Below are 25,224 nucleotides of genomic sequence, written 5' to 3' on the forward strand. Positions count from 1 at the left end.
ACAGCGGCCCCGATCCTCGGATCGGGGCCGCTGTCGTCGCGCAGAGCGCTCAAGCGACGCGCGCGTGCTCCTCGACCGCCGCGGGCGCCTCCGCTGCCGGTGCGGACCGTCGACCGGTCACCAGGAACAGCACCACGAGCGCGACGGCCAACCACACATACGTGTCGCCGATGATGTGCTGATCCCAAGTCCATGAGGTCTCGCGATGTTCACCATCGGGCAGGAAACTGTGCGGCGCGATCACGAAGACCGCGGCGACAACGACGGCCGTGGCGTACCAGCCCCTGGCACTGCTGAGGGGCAGGGTGCGGGCGTGGCAGACCATCGCGAGCAACGCGGGGGCGATCCAGACCCAGTGGTGCGACCACGAGATCGGTGACAGCAACAGCGTGAAGACCGCGTTGAGAGACAGGGCGATCGCGGGAGCGTCGGCGGCCTTGCGCATCGCGGCGACGACGAGGACCAGCAGCAGCGCGCCCAGTACGAGCCACAGCGCGTCGAAGGGCAGGCCGGTGATGTGCAGGCGTGCCATGACGGCTTGGATCGACTGGTTGGTGTGGAAAGCCGAGCCGCTCAGACCCGAGACATTTCCCAGCCCGCCGAACCAGTAGTTGGTCGACTCCTTGGGCAGGATCGCGAACGAGGCCACGGTCGCGATCGCGCCGGTGGCCGCGGCGGTCGCGGCGGCCTTGTAGTCCTTGCGGACCAGGAAGTACAGCACGAACGCGGCGGGCGTGAGCTTGATGGCGGCGGCCAGACCGATCAGCATGCCGCGGGGGTAGCGGGTTTTCGGGAGCAGGCAGTCGGTGGCGACCAGCACCATCAACAGGAGGTTGACCTGGCCGAAGTCGATGGTCGCGCGGACCGGTTCCAGCAGCATCGCGAGCGGGATCGCGCAGGCGGTGACCAGCAGGGCAGCCTGCTTTCGGTCCGGATGGTAGCGACGCGCGACCAGGTAAAGGGTCCAGGCGACCGCGGCGATCGAGACCACGACGTAGAGGATCTTCGCCGTACCCCACGGCAGCAGCGCGAACGGTGCCAGCGCGATGGCCGCGAACGGCGGGTAGATGAACGGCAGGCCGATGCCGATCGAGGTCTTGGGCAGCTGGCCGTACATGTCGGCGCCGTCGCGCATGGCCTCGATCCCGAGGCGATAGACCTGCAGATCGATGAACCCGCCGGAATAGCGTTCGAAGGGCCAGATCGGCGTCCTGACGCAGACGACCGAAACAACGGTGAGCAACACCGGCACCAGCCACCATGCTCGATTGATCGGGCGTGGGGAACGCTCTTGCTCGGGGTGGGTGGTGTCACTACTCATCCGCGGCGACTATACCGACTCGCGTGCCTCGTCGGGGCACCGCCCACCGGCGGGAGTGACGCGCGCAATAGCCAGGTGGATGCTGATCAGTCGCCCCGGTTGTAGCGGGTCAGGTAACCGGCCATCGCCGCGACGTCCTCGTCGGTCCAGTCGGCGAAACGGGCCTGGAAGGCGTCCCTGCGGCGACGTTCGGCCTCGCGGGCGACAGTTCGGCCCGCGGAGGTCGCGTGCAGGACGTGATTGCGCCGATTGCCGGGGTCGACCGCGCGTTCGAGATAGCCGAGCTTTTCCAGCGCACCGACCTGCCTGCTGACGGTCGACTTGTCGAGCAGGAACTGTTCGGCGAGGTCGGTGGCCAGGCACCCCTCGCGCTCGAGGATCAGGTCGAGAATGCTGTAGGCGACCAGGCTCAGCTCGGGGTGCAGTTCGGCGGCGCGGCCCCTGGCGCGACGGGCGAAGGCGGTGAGTTCCCGCTGGATGGTGTCCACAGCCAGGGTTCTTGTGTCGCGCGCGTTCATAGTTGTACTATACAACCATACATAGTTGCATTTACCAACTGTTTGGAGATTTCCCTCGATGACTCGCGCACAGTTCCGGCACATCGCCGGACATCTGCTGACTCCACTGCTGATGTGTCTCGGGATGGCCTTCGCCTATCTCGGCGCGTTCCACCAGCCGGAGCCGAACAATCTGACGCTCGCCGTCGTCGGCGACTCCCCGCAGTCGATGGTCCTGGCGCAGACGATGAAGGACAAGGGCGGCGCGGGCCTCGACATGATCACCGTGCCCGACCGCGAAGCGGCCATCACCGCGCTACAGAACCGCGCGCTCATCGGCGCCTACGTGCCCGACACCGCTGAACCGGAACTGCTCGTCGCCACGGCGAACTCCGATACGAGCGCGATGGCCGCGGAGGTGGCATTCCGGTCGGTGTCGGATCATCAGGGGGTGCCGCTGGTGGTCACGGATGTGACGACCAAGGCCGGTGGCGACCCGACGGGCCAGGGCATCTTCTTCCTGCTGGTCGCGTTGAGCGTCGGCGCGTACGGCAGCGTCGCGGTGATCGGCGCGGCGGGCGCGATGTTGCGGATGCGGGTACGGGCAGCGATCGGGGTGGTGACCGCGCTGATCGTGAGCCTCATCGGCGTTGCCGTGGCGGGCCCGGTGTTCGGCGTCATCGACAGCGACTTCGCGAGTGTGTTCGGTATCGCCTGGCTCTACACCTGCGGCATCATCCTGATCGGCATCGGACTGCACACCTTCCTGAAGCGCTGGACCACCCTGGCGCTGATCACCCTGTTCGTGATGCTGAACTTCACCACCTCCGGCGGCGTCTACGGACCGGAACTCCAGAACGGCTTCTTCGGCGCGCTGCACTCGTTCTGGAACGGCGCCGATTTCGTCGAAGGACTGCGGGACCTGCTCTACTTCGACGGTGGCGCCGGCTTCGGCTCCCGCCTGCTCGGCCTGTTCGCCTGGTTGGCGGTCGGTCTGGTGCTCGTCGTGGTGGCGGGTCGGTACGAAGCACGCCACGCTCCGACACCGGTCGCGCCCGCCGCCGTCGAAGAGGAGCTCGGCGAGTCGGTCGCTGTCTGATCGCTGATGCCACGCCCGATCGGTCGGGTTACGCCCCGGCGAATCCCGTTGCCTGACATCCGGACACACCGATCCGGCCAGGTCGGCGAATTCGCCGGGGCGTTGCCGCATTCGGCTGTCGGTCTTGTCGTAAATCGGCCACGGCACCGCGTAGACGCGAGTACGGTGTAGCGCGCAACCGCGGACCGTCTGGCGCCGCGAGGGGGTTCGACAGCGGAAAGTGTGGGTGCCACCGATGAATGATCCCGGCGCGCAACGCCCTGGCGAACCGGTGCCGCTCGATCAGCGCTACCACGGCGCCGAGCCGATCGAATGGTGTGGTGCGGCGGTGTATCCGATGTACACCGAGGCATTGCCCACCGGGACCACGGCGGTACATCTGCGCGCGCTGTCGGTGATGGCACCAGCGGACGTGACGGGCCTGGGGCTAGGGCTGTCCGTTCACGACGGGCACGTGAATCTGAACGGGAGATCGCTGGCGGGCGTTGACATCTGGTACGAGGCGCTGGCCGAGGGCATCGACATCTCGGTGACCGCGGACGCGCCAGACGCGCTGTTCACCCTCACGCCCGTCTGGGTGGCCGGGTCGGGCACACATCAGTCCTGGACCGGCAATTACGGGATGGTCGTCGACCTGCTCCCCGATGGGGCGTCGACCCTGTGGTGCAGCACCGGCCCCGGTACGCCCGATTTCAACGAGCTGGTCGTCGAGCTGACGACGGGCCCGGCCGAACCGACGCGTCCCCTCAGACCGATCATCTCCACGGTTCCGATCAGGCCGGTCGGCCCACCCGCGCCCGCCGATCCCCCGCCCGAGGTCTCGATCGCACCGCCTCCCCCACGGTCGGCCAGCCAAGGTGTCGGCGGCGCCCTGCACGATCTCGGCACCGCCATGCACGAACGCGGCGAACACGATTCGGCGCGCGCCCTCTGGACCCAGGCCGCCGAGGCAGGCCACAGCGGCGCCGCCTACGACCTCGGCGCCCTCCTCCTACAGCAGGGCGAGCGGGCCGCCGCCGAGCAGTGGTGGAAGGCCGCCGCCCGCGACGATCCGCGAGCGGCGGCCTCTCTCACCGCATTGTCCGAACTACCCTAGGGCGCCTGCTCCGCCAGCGCGCCGACGGTTTCCGGCACAGCTTCCCGCAGTGGGGTGAAATCGCGGGCGGCGATGTGTTGCGGACGGCGCTGGGGGGCCGAGAAAGGCTCGACCAAGGCGTTGTCCACGCTGTTGAACACCAGGAAGATGTTCGAGCGGGGGAACGGGGTGATGTTGTTCGACGATCCGTGCATCAGGTTGGAGTCGAACAGCAACGCCGAACCGGCCTGCCCGGTGAACTGCGTGATGCCGTAGCGGGCGGCGAGGAACGTGATGTCATCCGCCGTCGGAATCCCGATGCGCTGCTCGCGCAACGACTCCCGATAGTGCCCGGTGGGCGTTTCGCCCAGGCACGGCACGAAGGTGCGGTGCGAGCCGGGCATCACCATCAGACTGCCGTTGAACGGGTAGTTGTCGGTCAACGCGATCGACAGACTCACCGCGCGCGGAGCGGGCATGCCGTCCTCGGCGTGCCATGTCTCGAAATCGGAATGCCAGCCGAAACCACTACCACCGAAACCGGGCATGTAGTTCACCCGGGTCTGATGCAGATACACCGGCGACCCGAGGATCTGCTCGGCGAGCCCGACGATCCGCGATTCCGCAACCAACTCGGCGATCGGCTTGCTGAGCTGATGCACCTGGAACACCGAGCGCACCTGCCCCGCAACCGGTTCCACGATCACCCGCTCGTCGCCGTAGAGCACAGGGTCGGCCGCCAAGTGCCCGATCTCGGCGCCGAACGCGGCCACCTCGTCCGGGGTGAGCAGGTCGGGAATCGTCGCGAAACCGTTCGCGTCGAACCCTGACAACTCCGGCGAGGTGACCTGCCCCCACACCGTCGGATCGGTGCGTTCCAGATGTGGGGCCGGCTCGGCGAGCCGGGTCGGGTAGCGGTCGAGCTGATCAGACACTGGCGCCATCCTCCTCGATAATCAGCGGATACACCCCGTTCTCATCGTGTACCTCGCGGCCGGTGACCGGCGGATTGAAAACACACAACATCCGCAGCTGGGTGCGCGCGGTGACCTGATGACGTTCATGGCCGTCGAGCAGGTACATCGAGCCGGGACCCAACTCGTATGTCGTCTTGTTGTCGAGATCGAGCAGGCTGCCCTCGCCCGCGACCAGCCACACCGCCTCGACGTGATTCTGGTAGTGGAACTCGTGGACGGTGCCCGCCTCGATCGTGGTCTCGTGGAAGGAGAACCCGACCTTGTCACCGCCGAGCACGATGCGCTTGCTGCGCCAACCCGGCCCTGCCACATCGCGTTCGGTGCCGGTGATCTCCGCGGTGGTGCGCACGATCATGCGGCACCGCCACACACGGTGTCGATCGAGGAGACCAGCACCGACAGGCCCTGATCGAGCTCGTCGCTACCGAGGGTCAACGGCGGCAACAGCTTCACGACCTCGTCCATCGAACCCGAGGTCTCCACCAGCAGACCCTGCTCGAACGCGGTGCGGCAGACCTTGCCCGCCTGCGACGGGTCGTCGAAGACGATGCCGTGCACCATGCCGCGACCACGGGTGGACACTCCGGCGTGGCGTTCGGCGACAGCGCTCAGCGTGCGGCCCACGTAGGCGCCGTTCTCGGCGGTGCGCTGGGCGAGCTTGTCGTCGGACCAGTACTCGCGCAGGGCGGCGGTGGCGGTGACGAAGGCGGGGTTGTTGCCACGGAAAGTGCCGTTGTGCTCGCCGGGCGCCCACTGGTCGTGCTCGGGCTTGAGCAGCACCAGCGCCATCGGCAGGCCGTAGCCACCGATCGACTTGGACAGCGTGACGATATCGGGGGTGATGCCGGCGATCTCGAAGGAGAAGAACGGCCCGGTGCGGCCGCAACCCATCTGCACGTCGTCGACGATGAGCAGGATGTCACGCGCGGCGCACAGTCCGGCCAGGTGGCGCAGCCATTCGGCGCGGGCCAGGTTGACGCCGCCCTCACCCTGCACGGTCTCCACGATCACCGCGGCGGGGCGATCGAAACCCGAGGAACTGTCGTCGAGGACGCGCTGCATCCAGCCGAAGTCCTCGATGGTGTTGTCGAAGTAGCCGTCGTAGGGCATCGGGGTGGAGTGCTCGAGCGGCACGCCGGCACCTGCCCGCTTGGCGGCGTTGCCGGTGACCGACAGCGCGCCCAGGGTCATGCCGTGGAAGGCGTTGGTGAAGCTCAGGATGGTCTTGCGCCCGGTGACCTTGCGGGCCAGCTTGAGCGCGGCTTCGACGGCGTTCGCGCCGGTCGGCCCAGGGAACTGCACCTTGTAGTCGAGGCCACGCGGCGAGAGCAGATTGTCGCGGATGGTCTCGAGTAGCTCGCGTTTGGCCACGGTCGACATGTCCAGACCGTGGGTGATGCCGTTGCTGCCGATGTAGTCCAGCAGCGCCTTCTTCAGAATCGGGTTGTTGTGTCCGTAGTTCAGCGCGCCGGCGCCTGCGAAGAAATCGAGGTATTCGCGGCCCTGCTCGTCGCGCAACCATGCGCCTTCGGCGGTGTTGAAGATGGCCGGCCAGTCACGGCAGTATCCGCGCACATTCGATTCCATGGCCTCGAAAATGCTGGTGTCGGTGGTCGTGATCATCGTCGTTCCTCCTGGCGCTGAGCCGGTGAAATCACATACAGCAGCTCTGCCTCGTGTGAATCGGGGAAATCGTTTTCTTCGAACAGGTCCTCGGTGCGCAAATCGGCACCGCGTTCCCGGGCCACCGCGGAGAACAGCGCGTGTGAGGCGGTGTTTCCGGGTGAGATCGTGGTTTCCAACGTGGTGATGCCCGCGGGTGCTACGGAATCGAGCAGTGCGTGCAGGATCCTGGCGGCCAGGCCGCGCCCACGGCATTGCGCGTCGACGGCGATCTGCCAGACGAACAGCGTGTCCGGAGCTTCCGGGCGCACATATCCGATGACGAATCCGACGGGCTCACCGTCGAGCTCGGCAACCAGCGAGGTCGCGGTGAAATCGCGACACCACAGCAGGTACGCGTAGCTGGAATTGACGTCGAGTACCTGCGAGTCGCGGGCGATCCGCCACAGCTGAGCACCGTCGCCCAGCCGTGGATGACGCAATCTCGGTTCCGAACCAGTGGCCGCCGTGGCGGCCGGCTCGTTGGACATGGTGGACGTTGTCATATATCTAACGTGCCCAGCAGACTTTGCGGTCTTTGTGTCGAGCTCTTTGCGGTTGTATGACGAATCGTTTACTACGACTGCACATCGAGGCGATACCCGAGACCACGCACGGTAACCACGATGCGCGGGTCGGAAGGGTCGCGTTCGATCTTGGTGCGCAGTCGGCGCACGTGGACGTCGACGATTCGCTCGTCGCCGAAAAAGCCCTGGTCCCATACCCTTTCGAGCAGTACGGAACGGCTCAGCACCCGGCCAGGCGTCTCGGCCAGCTCACACAGCAACCGGAATTCGGTGACCGTGAGATGGATCTCCTCGGCGCCTCGTCGCACCGCGCCCGCGTCGGCCGCGAGCACCAGCGGAGTGTGTGGATCGGCGTCGAGCACCGCCTCGGGGGTGGTGTCGCGATCGGCGGTGATGCGGGCGCGACGGCGGAGCGCGCGCATCCGGGCGGTGATCTCTTTGATTTCGAACGGCTTGCTCACGAAGTCGTCGGCCCCCGCCTCCAGGGCCGCGACCACGTCGTGGGTGTCGTAACGGGTGCTGATCACGATGATCGGCACGTCGTGGTCACGACGGATCTCCCTGATGCAGTCGAAGCCGTCGGCTTCGCCGCGCATCAGGTCGACGATCATCAGATCGGGTGGCCCGTCGTTACGCAGCCGATCGAGGGCGTCGGAAGGGACGCCCGCCTCGGCGACGGCATACCCTTCGTCCTCCATCGCACGACGCAGGTTCCCCCGCATCTGGACATCGTCGTCCACGATCATCAGGTTCGCGCTCATGTGTGTGCACATCCTTTGCTGACACGCCGGGCGTGCGCCGGTGCACTGGGGGTTTTCGCGTCCCCAGACCGACACGACTACCCGCCTTCGAGCTTGTTACCGATCTGTTATGTACCCAGACTGGTGCGGGCGTAAACCCGTCGTAACAATTCGCCCGCTCAACAGGCGGATCGACGGGACCTGACCGGTGGCATAGTCGAGGGGTGACCCCGACTTTCGCTGACATCGAAGCCGCCGCGGCGCGGATCGACGGACTGGTTCGCCCGATCACCCTCGCACCGGCCGGAGCTGGGCCGGACCCGCTGTGGTTCGCACTGGAGTTCTTGCAGTTCACCGGTACTTTCAAGGCGCGAGGTGCGCAGAATTTCGTGCGTGCGCACGCGGCCGCGGAAACGTTGCCGGACGCGGGTGTGACGATCGCCTCGGGCGGCAATGCCGGGTTGGCGTGCGCGTGGGCGGCACGGGAGGCGGGGGTGCCCGCGACGGTGTTTCTGCCCGAGACCGCGCCTGCGGTCAAAATTGGTCGACTTCGTGAATACGGCGCGCAGGTGCGACTGATCGGTCCGGAATATAAGCAGGCGTTGGCCGCCTGCCGGGAATTCGCCGAGACCAGTGGTGCGCTGGCCGCCCATGCCTATGACAATACGCTCGTCGCCGCGGGCGCAGGCACGCTCATGCGCGAGATCCAGGCGCAGCTGCCCGATCTCGACACGGTGCTCGTCGCCGTCGGCGGCGGTGGTTTGTTCACCGGAACCGCGGTCGCCGCACAGAATTTCGGGATTCGCACCGTAGCCGTCGAACCACAGGGCTGTCGATCGCTGAACGCCGCGCTGGAAGCAGGCCGCCCGGTGGATGTCACCGTCGACTCGATCGCCGCCGATTCCCTCGGTGCGCCGAATGTGTCCGCGATGGCGTTGGCCGCCGCCCAGCATCCGAGTGTGCGGTCGCTGCTCGTGCCCGACGAGGCGATCCGGGCGGCCAGGCAACAGCTATGGGACCGGCACCGGATCGTCGTCGAGAACGGCGCCGCCACCGCGCTGGCGGCACTGCTCGACACCGGCTCGGGCCCTGTCTACCGCCCCGAACCCGGCGAACGGGTGTGCGTGATCCTGTGCGGGGCCAATACGGACCCGAGCGATCTCGTCTAGGTTCTGTCTCGCAGTGGTGAGAGCGGGCGATCGGCGCGCCCTCACGAGGGCCTGAGTCACTGGTTGAGCACCGCGATGCCTCGCGCGCGGCACCGCGGGGAGGGACTGCGACTCCCCCGCGACCTCAGATCAGTTTCGCGAGCTGTTCTCGGTCGCCGGCGTCGAGTTTGATGCAGGCGCGGTAGATGTGGCCCTCGACGGTGCGGACCGAGACGCAGAGGCGTTCGGCGATGGCGCGATTGGACAGGCCGCGGGCGATGAGGGCGGCGATCTCGCGTTCGCGTTCGGTGATCGGCAGGGGGCGGGCGGCGCCGAGGATGGCGGGGGTGGTCGCGTTGTCGCAGCGGGCGGCGAGGGCGAGGGCCTGGGCCGCGGCGGCGGCGCCCTGCCTGCGGTTGCTCGCGCGATCGTGGACGGGCACGGCCTGGGCGGCGGCATCGGCGGCCGACAGGAGCAGGCCCGCGGTCTCGAATTCGGCGCTGACCGCGCTCAGGCCGGCCGGGTCCGCGGCGGCCACCGCGGCCGCGTGGCGCGCGTAGAGGCCGGCCACCGGGCCCTGGACATGACCGGCCAGGGCGGCGAGCCGGGTGGCCACGCGCCGGTCGCCGAATCGCGCGGCGTGGTGCAGCGCTTCGGCTTCCAGTGCGAACTGGCCGGACCGGTGGGCCAGATCGGCGGCCCGGCGGGCCAGGTCGATCGCGCAGTGGACCCGGTGCTGGGCGGCGGCGAGCCAGGCCTGGGCGATCAGGCGCTGGGGCTCGTGCAGCAGCGTGTGCGGCCCGTGGTGTTCCTCGGCCTCACCGAGTACCCGCTCGGCGTGCTCGACCTCCCCCATCGCGGCACAGCAGCGGGCCAGCAGTAATCGCGCCGGCAGTTTCCACGGCAGGGAGTTCTCGGCGTCGAGGGCGGCGAGTGCCTGGTCGAATGCCGCGATCGCGTCCCGGAACCGGCCCCGGTAGGTGGCCACGACGCCGGCCGCGATGCGGGCGATCGCCCAGCCGACGAACTGGCCGGCCGAGGAGAAGTCGCGGTATTCGTCGGCGCGCCGGTCGGCCTGGTCGAGATCGCCGATCATGGTCAGCGCCAGCACATCCCCGTAGCGGACCATGACCCGGATGATGCCGTCGGTGGACTTCTGCTCGGAGCGGATGAGCGCGGCGATGGGGGCGAAGTCCGCGCCGCGACCGGCGACCGGCAGGGCAAGCCCGAGTGCGAACGCGGCGAAGTCGACCGCCTGCCTCGGCGCCACGGGGTCGGCGAGCACCTGCTCGGCGACGGCGACTCCCTCGGCGATGCGGTTCTCGTGCACGGCCATCGCCGCTCCCACCGCGTCGACGGTGACCCGCAGGGCGGGGTGATCCACGCGCGCGGTGAGCAGGTCGATCAGCTCGCGGCTCCGGTCGACGTCGCCAAGCAGCCAGAACCGCAGGCTCGCGCGCAGCACTCCCCACTGGACGAGCTGGAGCTGGTCGAGCCGGTCGGGGTCGAACCGGGCCAGGATCTCGTCGGCGTCCTGCGGCCTGCCCTGCCACAGCAGCGCCCGCGATTGCAGTTCCGCCGCGCGCAGTCCCCCGCCCCGCTCGCGGGCCGCGCGCGCGAGCCGTTCACCCAGCGGCAGATTCGACAGTGAGACAGCGTCTTTGGCGGCGCTGATCAGCAGCCCGGTGTCGATCGGCTGATCGCTGTCGACGCACAGCCGGGCCAGCCGGATCCGGTGCGCGGGGGTGCTGAGGTCGCGCTCGCGCAGGACGTCGACGAGCCGGGCCCGCCGCACCCGTGCCCCGGCGGTCCCGATCCGGCGGCGCACCACATCGCCCAGCAGCGGGTGACTGAATCGCACCGCGACGGCGCCGCCGTCGCGGCACACCCGGATCAGGCCGGTGTGTTCGGCGGCGTCCACCGCTTCGGCGCCGGCCAACTCGGTGAGGATGTCGATATCGAGAGGCTCGTACACGGCCAGGGTCTCGAGCGCGTCGAGCACGTCGCGCCGGGCACGGGTGAGGCGTTCGTCGAGCAGGTCGGCCAGGCCCGCGGGGACCGCGGTCGGGCCGCGCAGCTGCCAGACCCCGTTGACGTCGGTGAGCGTGCCCGCCTCGACAGCGCCCTCGACCATGTTCCGCAGGAACAGCGGGTTGCCGCCGGAGGACTCCCACAGCACGTCGGCGCTGAGCCCTTCCAGGGTGCCGCCGAGGACGCTCTCCACGAGCGTGGTGCACTGCTGTTTCGTGAACGGCGACAACTCGATCCGGTCGAGGAAGCCGTCCTTCCACAGTGAGGTGACCGCGTCCGGCACCACTTCCCCGCAGCGCACGGTGGCCATGATGCGTGCGCCCCGGTCGAGCGCGATCTGGTGCAGCAGGGTGGCCGAGAGCCGGTCGAGCAGGTGGGCGTCGTCGACGCCGACGATCGTGCCCGGCTGGGCCAGGAGATTCTCTCTCGCCGAATGCAGCAGCGCCAGCGGGTCGCGTGAGGCCGAGGGCGCGATCCACGGTGCGAAGGCGCCCAGCGGGATCGCCTGGGAGGACTCGGTACAGGCGACCCAGCGCACGGGCTCGGCGAGGGTCGCGGTGACAGCCCGGGCCAGGGTGGTCTTGCCGACACCGGCCGCGCCGACCAGCACCGCACCGCCGTGTCCGTCGGTCAGCGCCGACCGCACGGCCTCGTGTTCGGTGGGGCGATCGAGTAGCTGCCACATACCGCCCATACCGGTGAAGTCTAGTTCCCGGCCCGCGACCCCACAACGATCGTTAGCAGGTGCCTGTGTGGCATATGAGCTGGTCACGGCGGTAACTCTGCTGCGTCTCGTGGCTCGATCCGTGGTGCGTTGTCGACGTGATGGCGGTAGTTGCTCGACGCCTCATAGACCCGCAACTTGAGCCGGTTGATCGAACCCAGTGGCCGGTGCGCCGCCAGTCCGCGCCAGGAGTTGAACGACAGGACCTCGTCGCCGTATGCGCGGCGTGCGGGCGTGTACGGGTCCTGGGTGCCGAATCGCAGGGTGGCCACGGTGCAGTGGGGGGACTCGCGCTCGGGCCAGGCGACGGTGGCGTCCTCGATCGGCATGGTCTGTGTGTTCGTGCACAGCTGGGCACGCAGTTCGTAGGTGGCGCTGTGCTCGGCGAAGAAGTCGATCACCGATTCGCGGTGGACGTTGATGCCGTCGCCGACCGGTTGTCCGTGCAGGGCGACGGCCTCCGGGGAGACCGGGGTGAACAGCAGTTTGGCGATGTAATCGCCGTAGCGCAGCGGCGCGGAGGTGTAGAAGGTCTCGCCGAGGATGTGGGTGTTGGGTGCGATGAAGACGCCGAGGTTCGGTGGGACCCGCAGCCCGATCCGCCGCAGCAGGTGCCGGTCCACCCCGGCGAGCAGGTCGCTGCCCGCGCGCAGGACATGGTCGGGGAGCCGGGCCAGGGTCCAGGCGGTCGGCATGCCGCGGGTGAGGTAGGCGTGGGCGTCGGCGAACAGGAACTCCCGGTGGGTGACCATGATGAAGTCCTGGGTGGTGGCGGTGTCGCCGGGCATGGCCCGCGGCCCCTGGACGCCGAGCACTTTGATGCCGAGACCGCGCACGCCGCGCAACTGGTCGCTGCGAATGGCCCCCGAGGTGCTCGACAGGCGGGCGATGACCGGGTAGCTGCGCGGTGTGGCGAACATGCCCTGTGCCAGTTCCGCAGGCAGATCCGCGTGCACGGTCAGCTCGCCGCGCAGGATGCCGTGGCTCTTGGCGTGCGCGTCGCGCATGCCGCGCTTGTTGCGGCGGTAGGCGCGCTGGTTGTTGCTGCGCAGCACGGCGATGATCCGGTCGATGTCGGCGTCCTCGTCGGGGCGCGGGTGCTCCACGTCCGGTCGGTAGCGCAGATAGTCCGGGTTGGTGCGCGGCGCGGCCACGTCGGTCATCGTGCTGCCCTTTCCTCGGTGTGCCGCGTTGAGCGCCACGGTGCGAACGGGTTACCGACTCCGTCCAGAGCCGGTGCGAGCGTGGGGAAATGCCGCAGCAGGACGCTGCGCATCGAGTTGTCGGCCACCCACGCCATGCCCGCCTCGGTGTAGATCTCGGGCCGGAAGTCGGTGGTGAAGAAGCGATCCGCGGACAACCGCCGTGAGGCCATCAGCACGAAGACGCGGAACGCGGTGTCGCTGAACCCGAATCCGGGCAGCTTCGGCTCGGCGTAGAGCCCGACCATCAGGTCGACGTTGTCGACATCGCCGTACACCTGCGCCAGTTCCCGCGCCCAGGCCGGATCGTCGGTCATCCGGTCGAAGGAGGTCACCGGTGGTAGCCGCAGTTGCCTGCGGAACTCGTTGTAGCGCGGGACGCCCCGCTCGCGCACCCGCAGGATGTCGACGGTGGCGAGATCGAGCATCGGGCGGCCGGGGCGCGTCAGATGGCGCAGGTGCTCTGGGTAGTTGTGCAGGGTCAGTGCGCCGGGATGGGCACGGCCGAAGGAGTAGAACAGGGTGTCCATCGGGGTTTCGGTCAGCCGGTCGCGGATGGACTCCACCCCGAGATCCGGGAAGGGGTGGGTGGCCAGTACCCGGTCGTCAGCCAGGTCGCGCACGGTCAGGTCGTCGGGGATCAGCGGGTGCATGCGGTAGACGGCGACGAACTCCTCGGTCAGCGAGTAGGGCACGCCGAGGTCGTCGACCGCGGAACCCGGTATGCCGCACAGGACTTCGCTGCCCGACAGCCGCCCGAAGCGGCGGGTGAGGCGTTCACCGAGTACACCGAACCAGTTGGCGCGCATGGCCGCGACCGTGGTCGGGTGGGCGATGATCGCGGGGGTCCAGTCGATGGTGTGGATCTTGGCGACCAGTGCCGAGTTGACCAGCCGGGCGGTGTCGTAGAGCTGCTGGTCGGTCAGGTCGGGGTAGCGCTGGGCCAGGCGGCGGCAGATGGCGTTGTGTTCGCGCAGGAACAGCGAGTGCAGCAGGGCAAGGCCGACCCAGGCGTTGACGGCGGTGTCGTCGAGCGCGAGCAGCCGGGCCGCGTCGAGCGGAGGCAGGCCGAGTTCGTCGACGAGGAGTTCGCCGTCCTTGCCCGATCGCAGCGCTTTCGCGAATTCGACTGTGCTGCCGTAGATCTGGGAGGCATCCCACCAGTGAGAGCTGGTGGTCGTGAAGGTCGGCGGGTCGCCGGGTTCCGGGGCGGGCACCGTCGGGGTGCTCGGTATGGTCATGGGCGGTTCCGGCCAGTCGTCGTGATCGCCGAGGGTGACGGTGAACGGGGCGGTGTCGTCGCGGGCGTGGCTGAACCAGTCGTGCACCTCGAACTGGATCCAGGCGGCGGCCAGCAGGTTCAGGGTGCTCGCGGGCCGGAACCGGTCGCGGCGCAGCAGGGTGGCGCTGACCAGGCGGGGGTTGGGTTCCATGAGCTTGTCCCCGGTCTCGGGGAAGGTCGCCGCGATCGGGGCGTTGCGGCCGAACCGGCAGCCGACCGAGCCGGTGCGCGGCACGTCGAGGTCGTTGTAGGTGCCGTCGACGGTGCGGGCCGCGCGGTGGGTGCCGTCGGTGTCCGGGGGCAGTGGCCGGTCGGGGTGGCCGCCGGTGTCGATGAGGTTGTGCGCCCGCAGCCGACTGCGCAGGCCTATCAGCACCACCAGGCCGAGCGGGGTCGGCAACCGTGACCAGCCGAGCCGCCGGTCGACCACCTCGGCGAGGTGAGCGAGCAAGCGGACCGGGTGGGCCGCGAACGGGACCAGGCGCTTCTGCCGGGGCGTGACCATCGGGAACCTCCTGGTGGCGGCAGGAATCGGACCACTGGCCAGTGTCGGCCACGGCACCGGCGCTGTCGCGAGTAGTGCACTACTCGGCTCGCCCGCGCGGGCCGCCGGGAGCAGGTGTGGGCGACGGCAGGTCCGGCGATCGAGTAGCGAATTACGCGTGCCCGTTCCTGGACGCTCGAGCCAAGCTGTATGCGAGTGCCGTCCAGCGGTGGTGGCATAGGCGCGGAAGGGGCAAGGATGACTACTCCGATCGAGATCGGGTTCGGTATCGGTGGCGATCCCGGCACCGCGCTGACCCTGCTCACCGGCACGACCGCCGCCGCGACGGCACACGAACTCTGGTTCGCCGCCCCCGCCCCGGGCGCGCCGGACCCGATGGCGTTGATGTCGAGCGGGATCACCATCCGGCTGCGCAGCGGTCCCGGTGACGATCTCGCGGTCGACCTGCTGCCCTGCTCGCCGCCCCGGCTGGCCGGGCGGTGGGCGGCGCCGTTCGTCGACGGTGACCTGGAATTCCGGATCGAGGGCGCCTGGCGCGGGATGCGCCGTGAGCTCGCCGCCTCCGCGGTCAGCCACCGTCCGGCCGGTGCGATCCGGGCCGCGGTCGACGCGGGCGGCGATGTCACCGAGATTCTCTCCCCCGCTCAGCGTCAGTTCCTGGTGAGCTGCACCCCGCCCGGTGTGGCGGTGGACCACCTGCGGGCGGTGGGGCCCGTGGTGAGTACTCGCTGGACCGGGATCCGGCTCGCCGGTACCGAGGTCACCGCCGAACGCTGGACCGGTGCGGGCTGCGATCTGCTCGAGGTCGCGGCGCGTGTCGTGCCGGTGTCCGGCGAGCCGACCTGGGCGCTGTGCAGCCGGGCGCAGGAGTTGCAGCAGCGGTGCCTCGACGCGCTGCGGGATCGCGATCTGCCCACGGCGACCGTCACCGACCGGACCTCGCATATTTTGCGCGCACTGCTGGCCGGCGACGGCTGACGGCGCCGCCGGTGCCGCGCACGTGACGATGAGGAAGTCGAACAGGACATGCAGCAGCGGTGCCTCGACGCGCTGCGAAACCGCGGTCTCCGCCCGGCGACAGCACCGACCGGACCTCGCACATGCTGCGCGCACAGCTGGCCTGCGACGGCTACCGGTGCCGCGGGGCGCCGCCGGTGCCGCCGGGGCGGCACCGCTCAGGTGACGATGGCGAAGTCGAACAGCACGCGCAGATTGTGTTCCGCGCCAACGTGATACCGCACTGTGGTGGTGCCGTCGCTGTGCGGGACCACCGCGAGTACACGCACCGTGTCGCTGTCGGGCAGGGGAACACCGTCAGGGCCGATCTCGGCCAGGCGCACCGAAATCCTGGTCCCCGCGCGCACCGTTGGGCCGGGGAAACCGAACACCCAGGCGCCGGTGCCGTGGGTGCAGAGGATCTTCTGTGTGCGCCGGGCCGATGCGTAGGCCCGGTGACCGTGGCCGCCGTGCCGGTGTACCGCCGGCGGCTCGTCCATTTCTTCTCTGGTGTCGGAGCTCGCGGCCAGGACCGCGTCCTCCGGATCCGCGTCGTACATCGTTGTACCTTTCGCCGAAATCCTTCCTGTTCAGGATCCCTCGCGACGGCCGGTTCCGAACGCGTAGGGCGCTACGCGAATCCGGAACCGGCCCGTGGACGGCGCGAACGATGCGCTCAGGCGCGCACCGCGCGGCCGATGGTGGCGGCGACCACCGGGTGGGCGAGGTACTCGTCGATGTCGTGCGCGTGTTCCTTCGAGTTCTCGACCGCGGCGTCGTGCACACCGGCGCCCCACACCGGCCGCAGGGGGCAGCCGATAGCGACGGGATCGCCCGCGTAGAAGGTGTTGAGCCAGTTGCCGACTCGTTCGGGGCGGGTCGCGCCGCCGGTGAGCAGCTTGCGGTAGACGGCGTCCAGTCCCAGCGGGCTGCCCGCTGTCACCAGCAGTCGCACATCGAGTTCGCGCGGCAGCTCGGTCAGCAGATCCAGTGCCACCACCGTCCCGAGACTGTGTGCGACCAGGATCAGTTCACCGGTGGCCGGCGTATCGGCCAGGACTGTCTCGAGGACGCCTTTGCGGACCTCGTCGTTGCCGAGATAGGCCGCGACGTCACTGAAGATGGCGCTGATGAGGAAGGTGTCCAGACCGCTGCGCGCGGCCAGCCAGCCGAGCTGGTCGTGCACCCGGCCGAGCAGGCCGGACCCGATACCGCGCAGCCCTTCCTCGGGGACGGCGTCGGTCTCGGCCCCTGCGGACGGCATACCCGCTGCTTCGGCGGCCTCGGTCACCAGACTCTCGTAGAGCGCGGAATCCGTTGCCCCCGTGGACTCCCGGTGCTCGAGGCTCGTGGCGAGCCGGTCGCCGTAGTAGGGGAAGTACGCGTCGGCGGCATCGATGGCCGCCAGGTCCGCCAGGGTGAGGCCCTTGTTCAAACCGGCGGTCCACACGCGGCGCAGGTCGCCGGGGTCGCGGCCCTGCTGGCCGCGGCCGTGCAGGAACAGCAGGCTCCGGCGTCCGCCGAACGCCGTCGTGTTACCGCGCAGACCGCGCAGGCGCGGGACCGATTCCTCCTGCGCGACAGCCGGTTGCGGTGGCACGACAGGTTCCGGCCGCACGACAGCCGGTTCGGGCCGCACGACAGCCGGTTCCGGTGGCACGACAACCGGATCCGCCTGCCCAACAACCGGTTCCGGCCGCCCGACGATCGGCTCCGGCTGCGAAACGACCCCGATGTCCTGCTGTGGTCCGACCACATCCAATCCGGCCTGTTCGCCGAGTTCGTCTAGCAGGGCCTTCTGCGCGGGATCGTAGCGACGCGAGCGCAGGTCGCGCAGGATCGCGCTCACCCGCACCCCTTCGTTGGCGATCCACTGCACGGCGTCGTCGCCGTCGCCGGGCTGCCAGCGCCTGCCGTCGAGGCGCAGGGTGTTGCCCTCGGTGTCCTGCGCGGACACGCCGCAGTGGTGCAGGGCGACGATTTCCCACTGGTCGTTGAACACCGGGGAGCCCGAACTGCCCGGTTCGGTGTCGGAGGAGTAGTTCAGGAAGTCGTCGAGCTGGAGGTCGAGCCGGTTGTCGCGGATCGAGATCTCCTTGAGCCTGCCCATCGGGTGGCCGATGACGTTCATGGCTTCCCCGATGACGATCTTGCCCTGCTCGGCGATCAGCGGATTCCAGCCGAAGGTCACGCCGGGCGCACCGTCGCCGGGTACGGGACCGAGCCGCACGAGCGTGTAGTCGAGTTTCTCGTGGGTGACGAAGAAGTCCTGCGGAACCGGGCGCACCCGGACCGGCGGGGTCGGTGTGCTGTCGAGATCGGTCTCGGCGCGGAACTCGACGATCACCCGCGCGGCGCTCTGCGCGGTCGGCAGGACGTGGTGATTGGTGAGCAGCAGCTGTGGGGAGACCAGTGAGCCGGTCCCGATCGGGACCTCCCGGCCGTTGTCGGCCAGGGAGATCCGCGCGACCGTGGCCGCCGCGCGGCCGCCGCGGCCGAGGAAGTTCGCCGCCTGGAGATCGTTGACCTGACCGATCACCCGTTCGAGCGCCGTGATCCGGCCGACGGGTTCGCCGGCAGCGAGGTCGGTCACTACCTCCGGGGGCACCTCGCCGTTGGCGAACAATCGATCCGCGCGGGCGACGATCTGTTCCTCGCTGTCCACGACATCGGACTCGGCCGTTCGGCGCCGCTGCTCGATGCGGCAGCGCTGGGCGGCGCTGTCGGCGTAGCGCTGGGCGGCGGCCGACACCTGTTCCCGCCATGCGGCAGTGCTCGTCTCGCTGGTCATGTCGATCACCTGTCCGGGTCGGGGTCGCTGGGATCTCAGCGTGCGCCGCGGCCCGTGGGACGGACACGAGTAGTCGATTACTCGTCTTCGGCCGCGCCATTCAGCCGCCGGCCGGGTCGGGGTAGATGGCGTGGGCGGCGGCGATGTCGCCCGCCGAGAGCTCGACGCGCTGTCCCATGCTGACCCCGGGCGGCAGCACGACCCTCGGGACGATGGTGGCCTGTCCGTTGATACTGAAGGCCGTCGCGGGGTAATGCATGATCGAGCCGAAGTCGTAGTCGCCGATGTCGTCGCCGTCGGTGATGTGCTGGGCGAAGTTGTGCCGGGTCGCGGGGTCGACGTTGACCAGTCGCACGTCGATGAAATCGCCGCGGTCCTCGCGGCTCTGCTCGTGCCACAGCCCGATCGCGTGTCCTATCTCGTGCACCACGGTCCCGATGGGCGCGGTGGCGGTGAGTTCGATGGTCTGCATGCCGCCGTGCCTGCCCACCGGCGACCGGCTCGCGGTACTCGGGATGAACCGGAGGAAGTCGGTATCCCCGGCGGTGCGCGGCACGAACCGCAGGTGGGTGCGCCCGTTCCAGTGGGCGACCGCGGCGGCCACCCGTTGCGGGTCGGGCAGTGCCGGGTCGACCTCGAACGGCACCACGCCATCGGGCCAGCGGAATTCCGCGCCGGTGATGACCACGCCCTCCGCCCGGTGCGGCGCCTGGATCGCCGCGAGGGTGCCAAGGACGATGTCGCCTTCGAAGACGGCCATGCCGTCGACCGCGGCGTAGCGCAGGTACCGCGTGCCGTGGGTGACGCTGGGCACGGCGGCGGTGCCCGCTTCGAAGCCGGACCGGAATTCGCCGGTGTCCTCGACGGCGGTGTGTGCCGCCGGGACGGGGTTGTGGATGATCATCAGCCGCACCTTCTGTGCCGGGGCGACCGTGGGCCGGTCGCGTCCACCTCAGTGTGGGCCGGGCGGCCCAGCCGGACACGGGTAGCCGACTACGTGTTCAGTGGCTCCGGCACGACGGTGACCGGGATGATCAGATTCGCCACTGTGCCCTGCGGCGGCACGGGAATCGCCATGGTCGAGACCAGGTCACCGGCGCGCAGGATCCCGTCCCCGGTCAGATCGACATGGCAGGCCAGCGCCTGCGCCGACCGCGCGGGTCCGGCCGGGGCGTGCAGTTCGAACGGGTATCGCGCACCCGGCCCGATCGGCACATCGGTACTCAGCTCGGCGAGCAGCGGTGCCGGTCCGTCGGCGAAGGTGACATCGCGCAGTTCGATCCGCAGCCGCGCCGGACGACGCGGGGCATCCGGGGGGAAGACGACGAATCCCCGGACCCAGCGCGACGGCTCGTCCATATCTCGAGGATAGGCGGCGCGGTGGCCCCGGATGCGCGTAGCCGACTACGCGTGACCAGCCGTGCCGGTCCAGGAAGACTCACGGCGACAGCGGCGAGAACGAGGTGACTCACCATGGGCGCCCAAACCTTCGACTACGACGCCTTCCTCTCCTATTCGCATGCCGATCGCGCGATCGCGGCCGGCATCCAGAAGGGCCTGCACCGGATCGGGCGGCGGATCGGGCGGTTGGCGGCACTGCGGGTCTTCCGTGACGCCACCGACCTGACCGCGAGCCCGGACCTGTGGGGCATGGTCACCGACGCGATGGACCGGTCCCGGTACCTGATCGTGGTGCTCTCGACGCGATCGGTCACCTCGAAGTGGGTCGACCGGGAGGTCGCTTACTGGCTGGCGACCCGGGGTCCCCGCAATCTGATGCTCGTGGTCACCGGTGGCCGACTCGGCTGGGACGAACACGGCGGGCGCATCGATCCCGCCTGCGCCGAGGTGGCGCTGCCCGCGCTCACCGTGCGCGGTGCGCTGCCCACCGAACCGTTCGGTGTCGATGTCGGCGGCGACGCGCCGTGGGATCCCGCGGCGCCGCTGTTCCGGGAGAAGGTCACCGATCTGGCCGCGCCCATCCACGGGAAGCCGAAATACGAACTGGCGAGCGAGGACGCGCGCGAGCTGCGCCGGTTCCGCCGGCTGCGGCGCGGCGCCGTCGCGGCGCTGGTCGTACTCACGATCCTGGCACTCGCCGCGGCGGGGGTGGCGGTGCTCCAGCGACGCGACGCCGTGCAGCAGCGCAATGAGGCCATCCACCAGCGTAATCAGGCGATCGGCCTGCGTCTGGGTTCGGATGCCGACGCCATGTTCGCCGGGGCCCGGCCGCGCGACGATCTCCGGGCGATCAACCAGGCGCTGGCGTCCCGGCAGCTGTCACCGTCGCGTGATCCGGCTGCCGAGATCCGCGCGCTCAACGATCTGAGCGCCACCGAGAAGATCATCCGGACCGGGCTGCCCTGGGCCATGCCCGCCGAAATCACCGCTGAGGCGCTGCGGCAGGAAACCGAAAGGTCCCGGCCGGTCATGGCGTTGGCCGTGCACCCGGACGGCCGACGCATCATCACCGCGGGTGCCGAACTGCGCACCTGGGACGGCGATACGGGTAGACCGGTTGCCACGGCACCGCTCGTCGCCGGCAGCATGACCGTCGCCTACGACCCGGACGGGCGCCGCGTCCTGGTCTCCGGAGCCGACCTGCGCTTCCTCGACGCCGAAACCGGCGCGCCCGTCGGCGAACCGTTTCCCGGCGTCACGGAGCCGCTCGGCGTGACGGCCATCAGCCGCGACGGCCGCTGGGTGGCAGGTGCCGGGCACGACGGCTCGATCCGCGTGTGGGACACCGGGTCCCGTACGTCTCCGATGGTGCTGACCGGGCACGAGGGCGAGGTCCACGCCCTGGCTTTCGGCCCCGACGGCCGCCTGGTCTCCGGCGGCGCCGACGCCACGGTCCGGCGGTGGGATGTCCGGGCCGGCGACACGGTCGGGGAGCCCCTGCGCCGCCACACCGCGCCCGTACGCAGCGTCGCGTACAGCCCCGACGGACTGCGCATCGCATCGGGCGGCGGACCCGACCTGAACGCGCCGATCGTGCTGTGGGACGCGAATACCGGCCTGCCCGTGGGTGATCCGATGACCGCGCACGAAGGCTACGTCGCGGCGGTCGATTTCGCCCCCGACTCCCAGCGGTTCCTCACCGCCGGTAACGATTCCATCCGGGTGTGGGATGCCGCGACCGGCGCGCCCGCGGGGCAACCGCTGATCGGCCACACCGGATACCTCACCGATGCCGCCTTCAGCCCGGATCCGGCCCGGCCACGCATCGCATCGAGCGCGGCAGACGGCACCCTGCGCGTCTGGAATGCCGACGCGGGCAACTCCCCCGGGCACCGCTGGCTGCCACCGGCCGCCGCCACCCCCGCGGGGCACGTGCTCTCGGAGCCGATCGGCAACCGCACCGTGCAGGTGCTGGCCGACCCGGCATCCGGGGAGCTGGAACCGTGGATCGTCGACCTCGAATCCGGTTCGCGCACCGGCCCGCTCAGACTGGCACAGGACCGAGCGATCACCGCCTACGCATTCAGCCCCGATGGTCACCGGGCCGCGTTCGGGCGGCAGGACGGCTCGGTCAGGATCTGGGACACGGCTTCGGGGCACCCCGTCGGCGAGTCGCACACCGGCTTCGGCAGCGCGGTCACCGATCTGGTGTTCAGCGAGGACGGCCGCCGGATCGCCGCCGGCGGCGAAGACCGGACCGTCGTCGTTCGTGAGGTCGACACCGGCCGGATGCTGGGACCGCCGCGGAGCGGACCGGCCGCGGCGATCACCACCCTGGCACTGGATCGGGACGGCCGTCACCTGGCAGCAGCCGACGACACCCATGCGCTGTGGCTCTGGGATGTCGATGCCGGAACCACTGTCGCCGGACCGATCGCGGGCCACGCCTACGATGTCACCCGGCTGATCTTCACCGGTGAACAGCGGCTGCTGTCGGTGAGCGTCGACGGTGTCCGTGGCTGGGATCCCGCGACCGGTCGCGGGATCCATCACACCAACCTCTCCGGCGTGGTCAACGCCTTCGCCGTGAGCCCGGACGAACGCTCCTTCGTCACGGCGACCGGCCTCACCCTGCAACGCTGGGACACGGTGTCCGGCACGGTGATCGGTGCGCCGATGGCCAAGCCGGGTGGTAAGACGCTGATGTTCGACGCGCTCGCGTTCACCCCCGACGGCCGCTATATCGTCGCGGGCGGCCTCGATGGCACCGTCCACCTCTGGGATGCCGTGACCGGTGACCCGGTCGGCGAACCGATGCCGGGACCGGACGGAATGATCCTGAGGTTCCAGATCGGTCCCGATAGTCGCGAGATCCGGGCGGACTGGGCGAGCCGCGACGGCACGGACAGCGGCATCTGGGTGTGGCCGGGGCCCGCGGCGTGGACCGGCACCTTGTGCTCGAAGCTCGGCGAGAACATGACCGAGGCCGAGTGGTCCGACTGGGTGTCCCCCGATATCGGCTACATCCGGCTGTGCCGGGATCTGCCCGGCCCCGGTGGATAGGAGAACGACCATGCATCCCACCGGCGACCGGTCGCCACTGCGCGAGCGGCTCTGGAACGATCCCGATCCGGCCCGCGCCGCGACCACGACCTACGACAGCGCGGTCCTCGAGCAGTACCGGCTCTGTGTCGAGATGGCCGACCGGGTCAGTGCCCGTCGCGGCCTGGCCAATTCGTTCTTCCTCACGCTGAACACCGCGATCTTCGCCCTCGCGGGCGCGCTGGCCACCAGGTCCTCGGCCGAAGGTACCTGGTGGCTGGTGATCCCGCTGGTGGCGGTGCTGTTGCAGTGCGGCGCGTGGTTCTGGCTGGTGCGCAGCTATCGGCTGCTCAACTGCGCCAAGTACCGGGTGGTCGGCGCTTTGGAGGAGCGGCTGCCCGCGTCACCGTTCTGGCGTGCGGAGTGGTGGGCGCTCGGCGAGGGCGTCGATCGTTCCCGCTACCTGCCGCTCTCGGACATCGAGCAGTGGATTCCCCCGCTGTTCGCGCTCGCCTATGTCTCGGGGTTTCTCGCGATCGTGCTGGGGTGACGGTGCGGGCTTCCCCGGCCCGCACCGTCACCCGCGCACCGGTCATCCGATCGAGACATCCTGTGGTGACGCCTGTTCCGCGGCCCGGATCGATGGATCAGTCTGCCCGTTCACCGTGACGGTCATGCTCGCGCCGACCGGTGAGGTCACGGTGACCTCGAAGCCGGAGGAGCTGCCGTCCCACCACCGGCTGCCCGGCGCGGTCGCGGTGCCGAATTCCGCGCCGGGCCCGGCGTAGAGATCGCCGGTGTCGCCGCCGTTGACCCGATTCTCCAGGTCGAACCGGTTGTCGGCCTGCTCGAGTGAGCACTCGTAGTGCAGGGCCGGGGTCATCTGCTCGTTGCTGTTGTTACCGAGTTCGTCGACGTGCCAGATCGCGACACCCTCGTCCGGCAGTCCCGCGTCGTGGCCTGCGCGGGCCCGGTTCTCCACGATGAAGTACTCCGTAGGGTTCCTCCGGTGGACGAGGAATTCGTTGCGCCCGGCCTTCAGCGCGACGGACGTGCCCGGGGTCGCGTTGCTCAGCGCGGAGGCCCAGCCCGCGACATTCTTCAGGTAGGCGCCCACCTGGGTGGGGTTCTTGTCCGGCCCGCCGAAGCACATCAGGCAGTAGTGCCCGATCCCGTTGCCCTCGTTGCCGTAGTCGTAGAGATCCGGGAAATCGCAGACCATGTGCCCGTTCTCGTGGCAGAACGTGCCGAGGGTGAGTTCGTCGCCGATATCGGTGATCTGGTAGTCGGCGAACCGCCTGCCCGGGCCCGCCGGGAAGGTCGTCTGCAGCGTCCACTGGTGGGGCCACAGTCCCTTGGACCACTGGTTGACCCGGTTCCCGGCGTAGAACACGTTGAGCGCGAGGATGTTTCCCGCACTGTCGGCGGTCAGCGCCGAGAAGTCGAAGCCGCCGGCGGCGAGCGAGTTCAGCGCCTCGTGGATGAGCTGCTGGGCGCGGGTGCCGAACGGCACGGACGGATCGGTGTAGTAGGCGCGGGGGTGCTGGGTCCGGTAGTAGGCAGTCACCGTGTTGCGGTAGCGCAGTCGCCCATCCGATACCGACCGGAAGTAGTCGGACACCGAACCGTTGTTCCCGAACCCGGTGTAGCCCGGCTTGTTACAGAAGTCGTCGACCTCGCCGCGGCTGATCGTGCCAGGGACGTCGGGGAATTCGACGAGCACGCACAGCCCGAGACAGTCGCCCGTCGCGGGCGCGAGCTCGGGTGCCGCTTCGCCCTCGGCCGCCCGGCGTGCCTGGGCCAGCGCACGTCGTTCCACCCAGCGGGGCGGCACCCCACCATCGGAGTAGGCGTCGCGCGCCGCCTGTTTCGCGGTCTCGGCGGGTCTGCGCAGATGCGGTGTGAGACCGAGGGATCGCGGGTCCTGCTCGCCCGGCCTTGCCTCGGTCGCGACCAGGTCGGTGCCGTCCTCGGACAGCGTCGCGTAGTGCTGGTAGCCCGTGGCGGGGTCTTCGACGACGGTGTACCCATCGGGGGTTTCGAACACGGCCTCGAACTGGTTGCCCCAGCCGCGGAGCCGGATCTCGGCGCCATCGGGTTCGGTGAAGGAGAATTCCTCACCGGCGAATGGTCTGGGCATGATGTCACCTCTCAGGAGTGGGATGCACTGGTGGATCACCAGGTTTTCAGCGCGGTGTTCGCCG

Annotated in this window: 21 protein-coding genes; 6 read left to right on the forward strand and 15 right to left on the reverse strand. The window is 69.4% G+C overall.

The window, feature by feature from the left end; genetic code table 11:
* Nucleotides 1–49 precede the first annotated feature (49 nt).
* On the reverse strand, nucleotides 50–1,321 hold the full coding sequence (locus ACQHI0_RS14300; RefSeq protein ID WP_427908427.1) for a glycosyltransferase 87 family protein: 1,272 nt from the start codon (nucleotides 1,319–1,321) through the stop codon (nucleotides 50–52).
* An 86-nt stretch (nucleotides 1,322–1,407) separates the two neighbouring features.
* Complete coding sequence (locus tag ACQHI0_RS14305; RefSeq protein WP_427908428.1) at nucleotides 1,408–1,839, reverse strand: MarR family winged helix-turn-helix transcriptional regulator; 432 nt, start codon at nucleotides 1,837–1,839, stop codon at nucleotides 1,408–1,410.
* Nucleotides 1,840–1,897: 58 nt separating this feature from the next.
* On the opposite strand from ACQHI0_RS14305, the gene ACQHI0_RS14310 reads away from it, so the two are divergent.
* The gene (locus tag ACQHI0_RS14310) at nucleotides 1,898–2,917 is read left to right on the forward strand and encodes a hypothetical protein (protein ID WP_427908429.1); all 1,020 of its coding nucleotides are present in this window, start codon (nucleotides 1,898–1,900) and stop codon (nucleotides 2,915–2,917) included.
* Nucleotides 2,918–3,152: 235 nt separating this feature from the next.
* On the forward strand, nucleotides 3,153–4,013 hold the full coding sequence (locus tag ACQHI0_RS14315; RefSeq protein ID WP_427908430.1) for a hypothetical protein: 861 nt from the start codon (nucleotides 3,153–3,155) through the stop codon (nucleotides 4,011–4,013).
* Here ACQHI0_RS14315 and thpD read toward each other — a convergent pair.
* The 5 genes from thpD to ACQHI0_RS14340 form a co-directional block, all read right to left on the reverse strand.
* Complete coding sequence (thpD, locus tag ACQHI0_RS14320; protein ID WP_427908431.1) at nucleotides 4,010–4,936, reverse strand: ectoine hydroxylase; 927 nt, start codon at nucleotides 4,934–4,936, stop codon at nucleotides 4,010–4,012. The two genes, ACQHI0_RS14315 and thpD, sit on opposite strands and share 4 nt — an antisense overlap.
* Nucleotides 4,920–5,324, reverse strand: a complete 405-nt coding sequence (locus ACQHI0_RS14325) for an ectoine synthase (RefSeq protein WP_427908432.1) — start codon at nucleotides 5,322–5,324, stop codon at nucleotides 4,920–4,922. Before ACQHI0_RS14325 ends, thpD begins: the two co-directional genes overlap by 17 nt.
* Nucleotides 5,321–6,589, reverse strand: a complete 1,269-nt coding sequence (gene ectB, locus ACQHI0_RS14330; protein WP_427909165.1) for a diaminobutyrate--2-oxoglutarate transaminase — start codon at nucleotides 6,587–6,589, stop codon at nucleotides 5,321–5,323. The genes ACQHI0_RS14325 and ectB overlap by 4 nt, the downstream gene beginning before the upstream one ends.
* Complete coding sequence (gene ectA / locus ACQHI0_RS14335; RefSeq protein ID WP_427908433.1) at nucleotides 6,589–7,137, reverse strand: diaminobutyrate acetyltransferase; 549 nt, start codon at nucleotides 7,135–7,137, stop codon at nucleotides 6,589–6,591. Before ectA ends, ectB begins: the two co-directional genes overlap by 1 nt.
* Before the next feature lie 71 nt (nucleotides 7,138–7,208).
* Nucleotides 7,209–7,919 carry a response regulator transcription factor gene (locus ACQHI0_RS14340; protein WP_427908434.1) on the reverse strand — a complete coding sequence of 237 codons (711 nt, stop codon included), beginning with the start codon at nucleotides 7,917–7,919 and terminating at the stop codon, nucleotides 7,209–7,211.
* Nucleotides 7,920–8,122: 203 nt separating this feature from the next.
* Between ACQHI0_RS14340 and ACQHI0_RS14345 the strand changes: the two genes are divergently transcribed.
* Complete coding sequence (locus ACQHI0_RS14345) at nucleotides 8,123–9,067, forward strand: threonine/serine dehydratase (protein WP_427908435.1); 945 nt, start codon at nucleotides 8,123–8,125, stop codon at nucleotides 9,065–9,067.
* Nucleotides 9,068–9,191: 124 nt separating this feature from the next.
* Here ACQHI0_RS14345 and ACQHI0_RS14350 read toward each other — a convergent pair whose 3' ends face one another.
* From ACQHI0_RS14350 to ACQHI0_RS14360, 3 genes are all read right to left on the reverse strand, one after another.
* Nucleotides 9,192–11,771 (reverse strand): LuxR C-terminal-related transcriptional regulator, encoded by a 2,580-nt coding sequence (locus ACQHI0_RS14350; RefSeq protein ID WP_427908436.1) that lies wholly within the window; start codon nucleotides 11,769–11,771, stop codon nucleotides 9,192–9,194.
* A 74-nt stretch (nucleotides 11,772–11,845) separates the two neighbouring features.
* Entirely contained in the window at nucleotides 11,846–12,964 is a 1,119-nt protein-coding gene (locus ACQHI0_RS14355) for a catalase family protein (protein WP_427908437.1), read from the reverse strand.
* A complete protein-coding gene (locus ACQHI0_RS14360; RefSeq protein ID WP_427908438.1) occupies nucleotides 12,961–14,790 on the reverse strand; it encodes a peroxidase family protein in 1,830 nt (609 codons plus the stop codon). The genes ACQHI0_RS14355 and ACQHI0_RS14360 overlap by 4 nt, the downstream gene beginning before the upstream one ends.
* A gap of 237 nt (nucleotides 14,791–15,027) precedes the next feature.
* On the opposite strand from ACQHI0_RS14360, the gene ACQHI0_RS14365 reads away from it, so the two are divergent.
* A complete protein-coding gene (locus tag ACQHI0_RS14365; protein WP_427908439.1) occupies nucleotides 15,028–15,768 on the forward strand; it encodes a hypothetical protein in 741 nt (246 codons plus the stop codon).
* Between the two features lie 197 nt (nucleotides 15,769–15,965).
* Here ACQHI0_RS14365 and ACQHI0_RS14370 read toward each other — a convergent pair whose 3' ends face one another.
* The 4 genes from ACQHI0_RS14370 to ACQHI0_RS14385 form a co-directional block, all read right to left on the reverse strand.
* Nucleotides 15,966–16,346 (reverse strand): hypothetical protein, encoded by a 381-nt coding sequence (locus tag ACQHI0_RS14370; protein ID WP_427908440.1) that lies wholly within the window; start codon nucleotides 16,344–16,346, stop codon nucleotides 15,966–15,968.
* Nucleotides 16,347–16,462: 116 nt separating this feature from the next.
* On the reverse strand, nucleotides 16,463–18,577 hold the full coding sequence (locus ACQHI0_RS14375) for a trypsin-like peptidase domain-containing protein (RefSeq protein ID WP_427908441.1): 2,115 nt from the start codon (nucleotides 18,575–18,577) through the stop codon (nucleotides 16,463–16,465).
* A gap of 100 nt (nucleotides 18,578–18,677) precedes the next feature.
* Entirely contained in the window at nucleotides 18,678–19,481 is an 804-nt protein-coding gene (locus ACQHI0_RS14380; RefSeq protein WP_427908442.1) for a M12 family metallopeptidase, read from the reverse strand.
* Between the two features lie 89 nt (nucleotides 19,482–19,570).
* The gene (locus ACQHI0_RS14385; RefSeq protein WP_427908443.1) at nucleotides 19,571–19,936 is read right to left on the reverse strand and encodes a hypothetical protein; all 366 of its coding nucleotides are present in this window, start codon (nucleotides 19,934–19,936) and stop codon (nucleotides 19,571–19,573) included.
* A 114-nt stretch (nucleotides 19,937–20,050) separates the two neighbouring features.
* Between ACQHI0_RS14385 and ACQHI0_RS14390 the strand changes: the two genes are divergently transcribed.
* Both ACQHI0_RS14390 and ACQHI0_RS14395 read left to right on the forward strand, forming a co-directional pair.
* A complete protein-coding gene (locus ACQHI0_RS14390; protein ID WP_427908444.1) occupies nucleotides 20,051–23,041 on the forward strand; it encodes a toll/interleukin-1 receptor domain-containing protein in 2,991 nt (996 codons plus the stop codon).
* 10 nt (nucleotides 23,042–23,051) lie between these two features.
* Nucleotides 23,052–23,570: a RipA family octameric membrane protein gene (locus tag ACQHI0_RS14395; protein WP_427908445.1), complete on the forward strand. Its 519-nt coding sequence runs from the start codon at nucleotides 23,052–23,054 to the stop codon at nucleotides 23,568–23,570.
* 42 nt (nucleotides 23,571–23,612) lie between these two features.
* Here the strand turns inward: ACQHI0_RS14395 and ACQHI0_RS14400 are convergent, their stop codons facing one another.
* Complete coding sequence (locus tag ACQHI0_RS14400) at nucleotides 23,613–25,160, reverse strand: M6 family metalloprotease domain-containing protein (RefSeq protein ID WP_427908446.1); 1,548 nt, start codon at nucleotides 25,158–25,160, stop codon at nucleotides 23,613–23,615.
* Nucleotides 25,161–25,224 lie beyond the last annotated feature (64 nt).

The sequence above is a fragment of the Nocardia sp. FBN12 genome (genome assembly GCF_050320175.1).
Taxonomy (GTDB): domain Bacteria; phylum Actinomycetota; class Actinomycetes; order Mycobacteriales; family Mycobacteriaceae; genus Nocardia.

Coding starts and splice junctions, on each gene's coding strand:
- ACQHI0_RS14365 (WP_427908439.1), top strand. CDS start 15,028: ATGACTACTCCGATCGAGATCGGGTTCGGTATCGGTGGCGATCCCGGC.
- ACQHI0_RS14375 (WP_427908441.1), bottom strand. CDS start 18,577: ATGACCAGCGAGACGAGCACTGCCGCATGGCGGGAACAGGTGTCGGCC.
- ACQHI0_RS14355 (WP_427908437.1), bottom strand. CDS start 12,964: ATGACCGACGTGGCCGCGCCGCGCACCAACCCGGACTATCTGCGCTAC.
- ACQHI0_RS14305 (WP_427908428.1), bottom strand. CDS start 1,839: ATGAACGCGCGCGACACAAGAACCCTGGCTGTGGACACCATCCAGCGG.
- ectA (WP_427908433.1), bottom strand. CDS start 7,137: ATGACAACGTCCACCATGTCCAACGAGCCGGCCGCCACGGCGGCCACT.
- ACQHI0_RS14385 (WP_427908443.1), bottom strand. CDS start 19,936: ATGGACGAGCCGTCGCGCTGGGTCCGGGGATTCGTCGTCTTCCCCCCG.
- ACQHI0_RS14310 (WP_427908429.1), top strand. CDS start 1,898: ATGACTCGCGCACAGTTCCGGCACATCGCCGGACATCTGCTGACTCCA.
- ACQHI0_RS14350 (WP_427908436.1), bottom strand. CDS start 11,771: ATGGGCGGTATGTGGCAGCTACTCGATCGCCCCACCGAACACGAGGCC.
- ACQHI0_RS14340 (WP_427908434.1), bottom strand. CDS start 7,919: ATGAGCGCGAACCTGATGATCGTGGACGACGATGTCCAGATGCGGGGG.
- ACQHI0_RS14400 (WP_427908446.1), bottom strand. CDS start 25,160: ATGCCCAGACCATTCGCCGGTGAGGAATTCTCCTTCACCGAACCCGAT.
- ACQHI0_RS14325 (WP_427908432.1), bottom strand. CDS start 5,324: ATGATCGTGCGCACCACCGCGGAGATCACCGGCACCGAACGCGATGTG.
- ACQHI0_RS14360 (WP_427908438.1), bottom strand. CDS start 14,790: ATGGTCACGCCCCGGCAGAAGCGCCTGGTCCCGTTCGCGGCCCACCCG.
- ACQHI0_RS14390 (WP_427908444.1), top strand. CDS start 20,051: ATGGGCGCCCAAACCTTCGACTACGACGCCTTCCTCTCCTATTCGCAT.
- ACQHI0_RS14315 (WP_427908430.1), top strand. CDS start 3,153: ATGAATGATCCCGGCGCGCAACGCCCTGGCGAACCGGTGCCGCTCGAT.
- thpD (WP_427908431.1), bottom strand. CDS start 4,936: ATGGCGCCAGTGTCTGATCAGCTCGACCGCTACCCGACCCGGCTCGCC.
- ACQHI0_RS14380 (WP_427908442.1), bottom strand. CDS start 19,481: ATGATCATCCACAACCCCGTCCCGGCGGCACACACCGCCGTCGAGGAC.
- ACQHI0_RS14370 (WP_427908440.1), bottom strand. CDS start 16,346: ATGTACGACGCGGATCCGGAGGACGCGGTCCTGGCCGCGAGCTCCGAC.
- ACQHI0_RS14395 (WP_427908445.1), top strand. CDS start 23,052: ATGCATCCCACCGGCGACCGGTCGCCACTGCGCGAGCGGCTCTGGAAC.
- ACQHI0_RS14300 (WP_427908427.1), bottom strand. CDS start 1,321: ATGAGTAGTGACACCACCCACCCCGAGCAAGAGCGTTCCCCACGCCCG.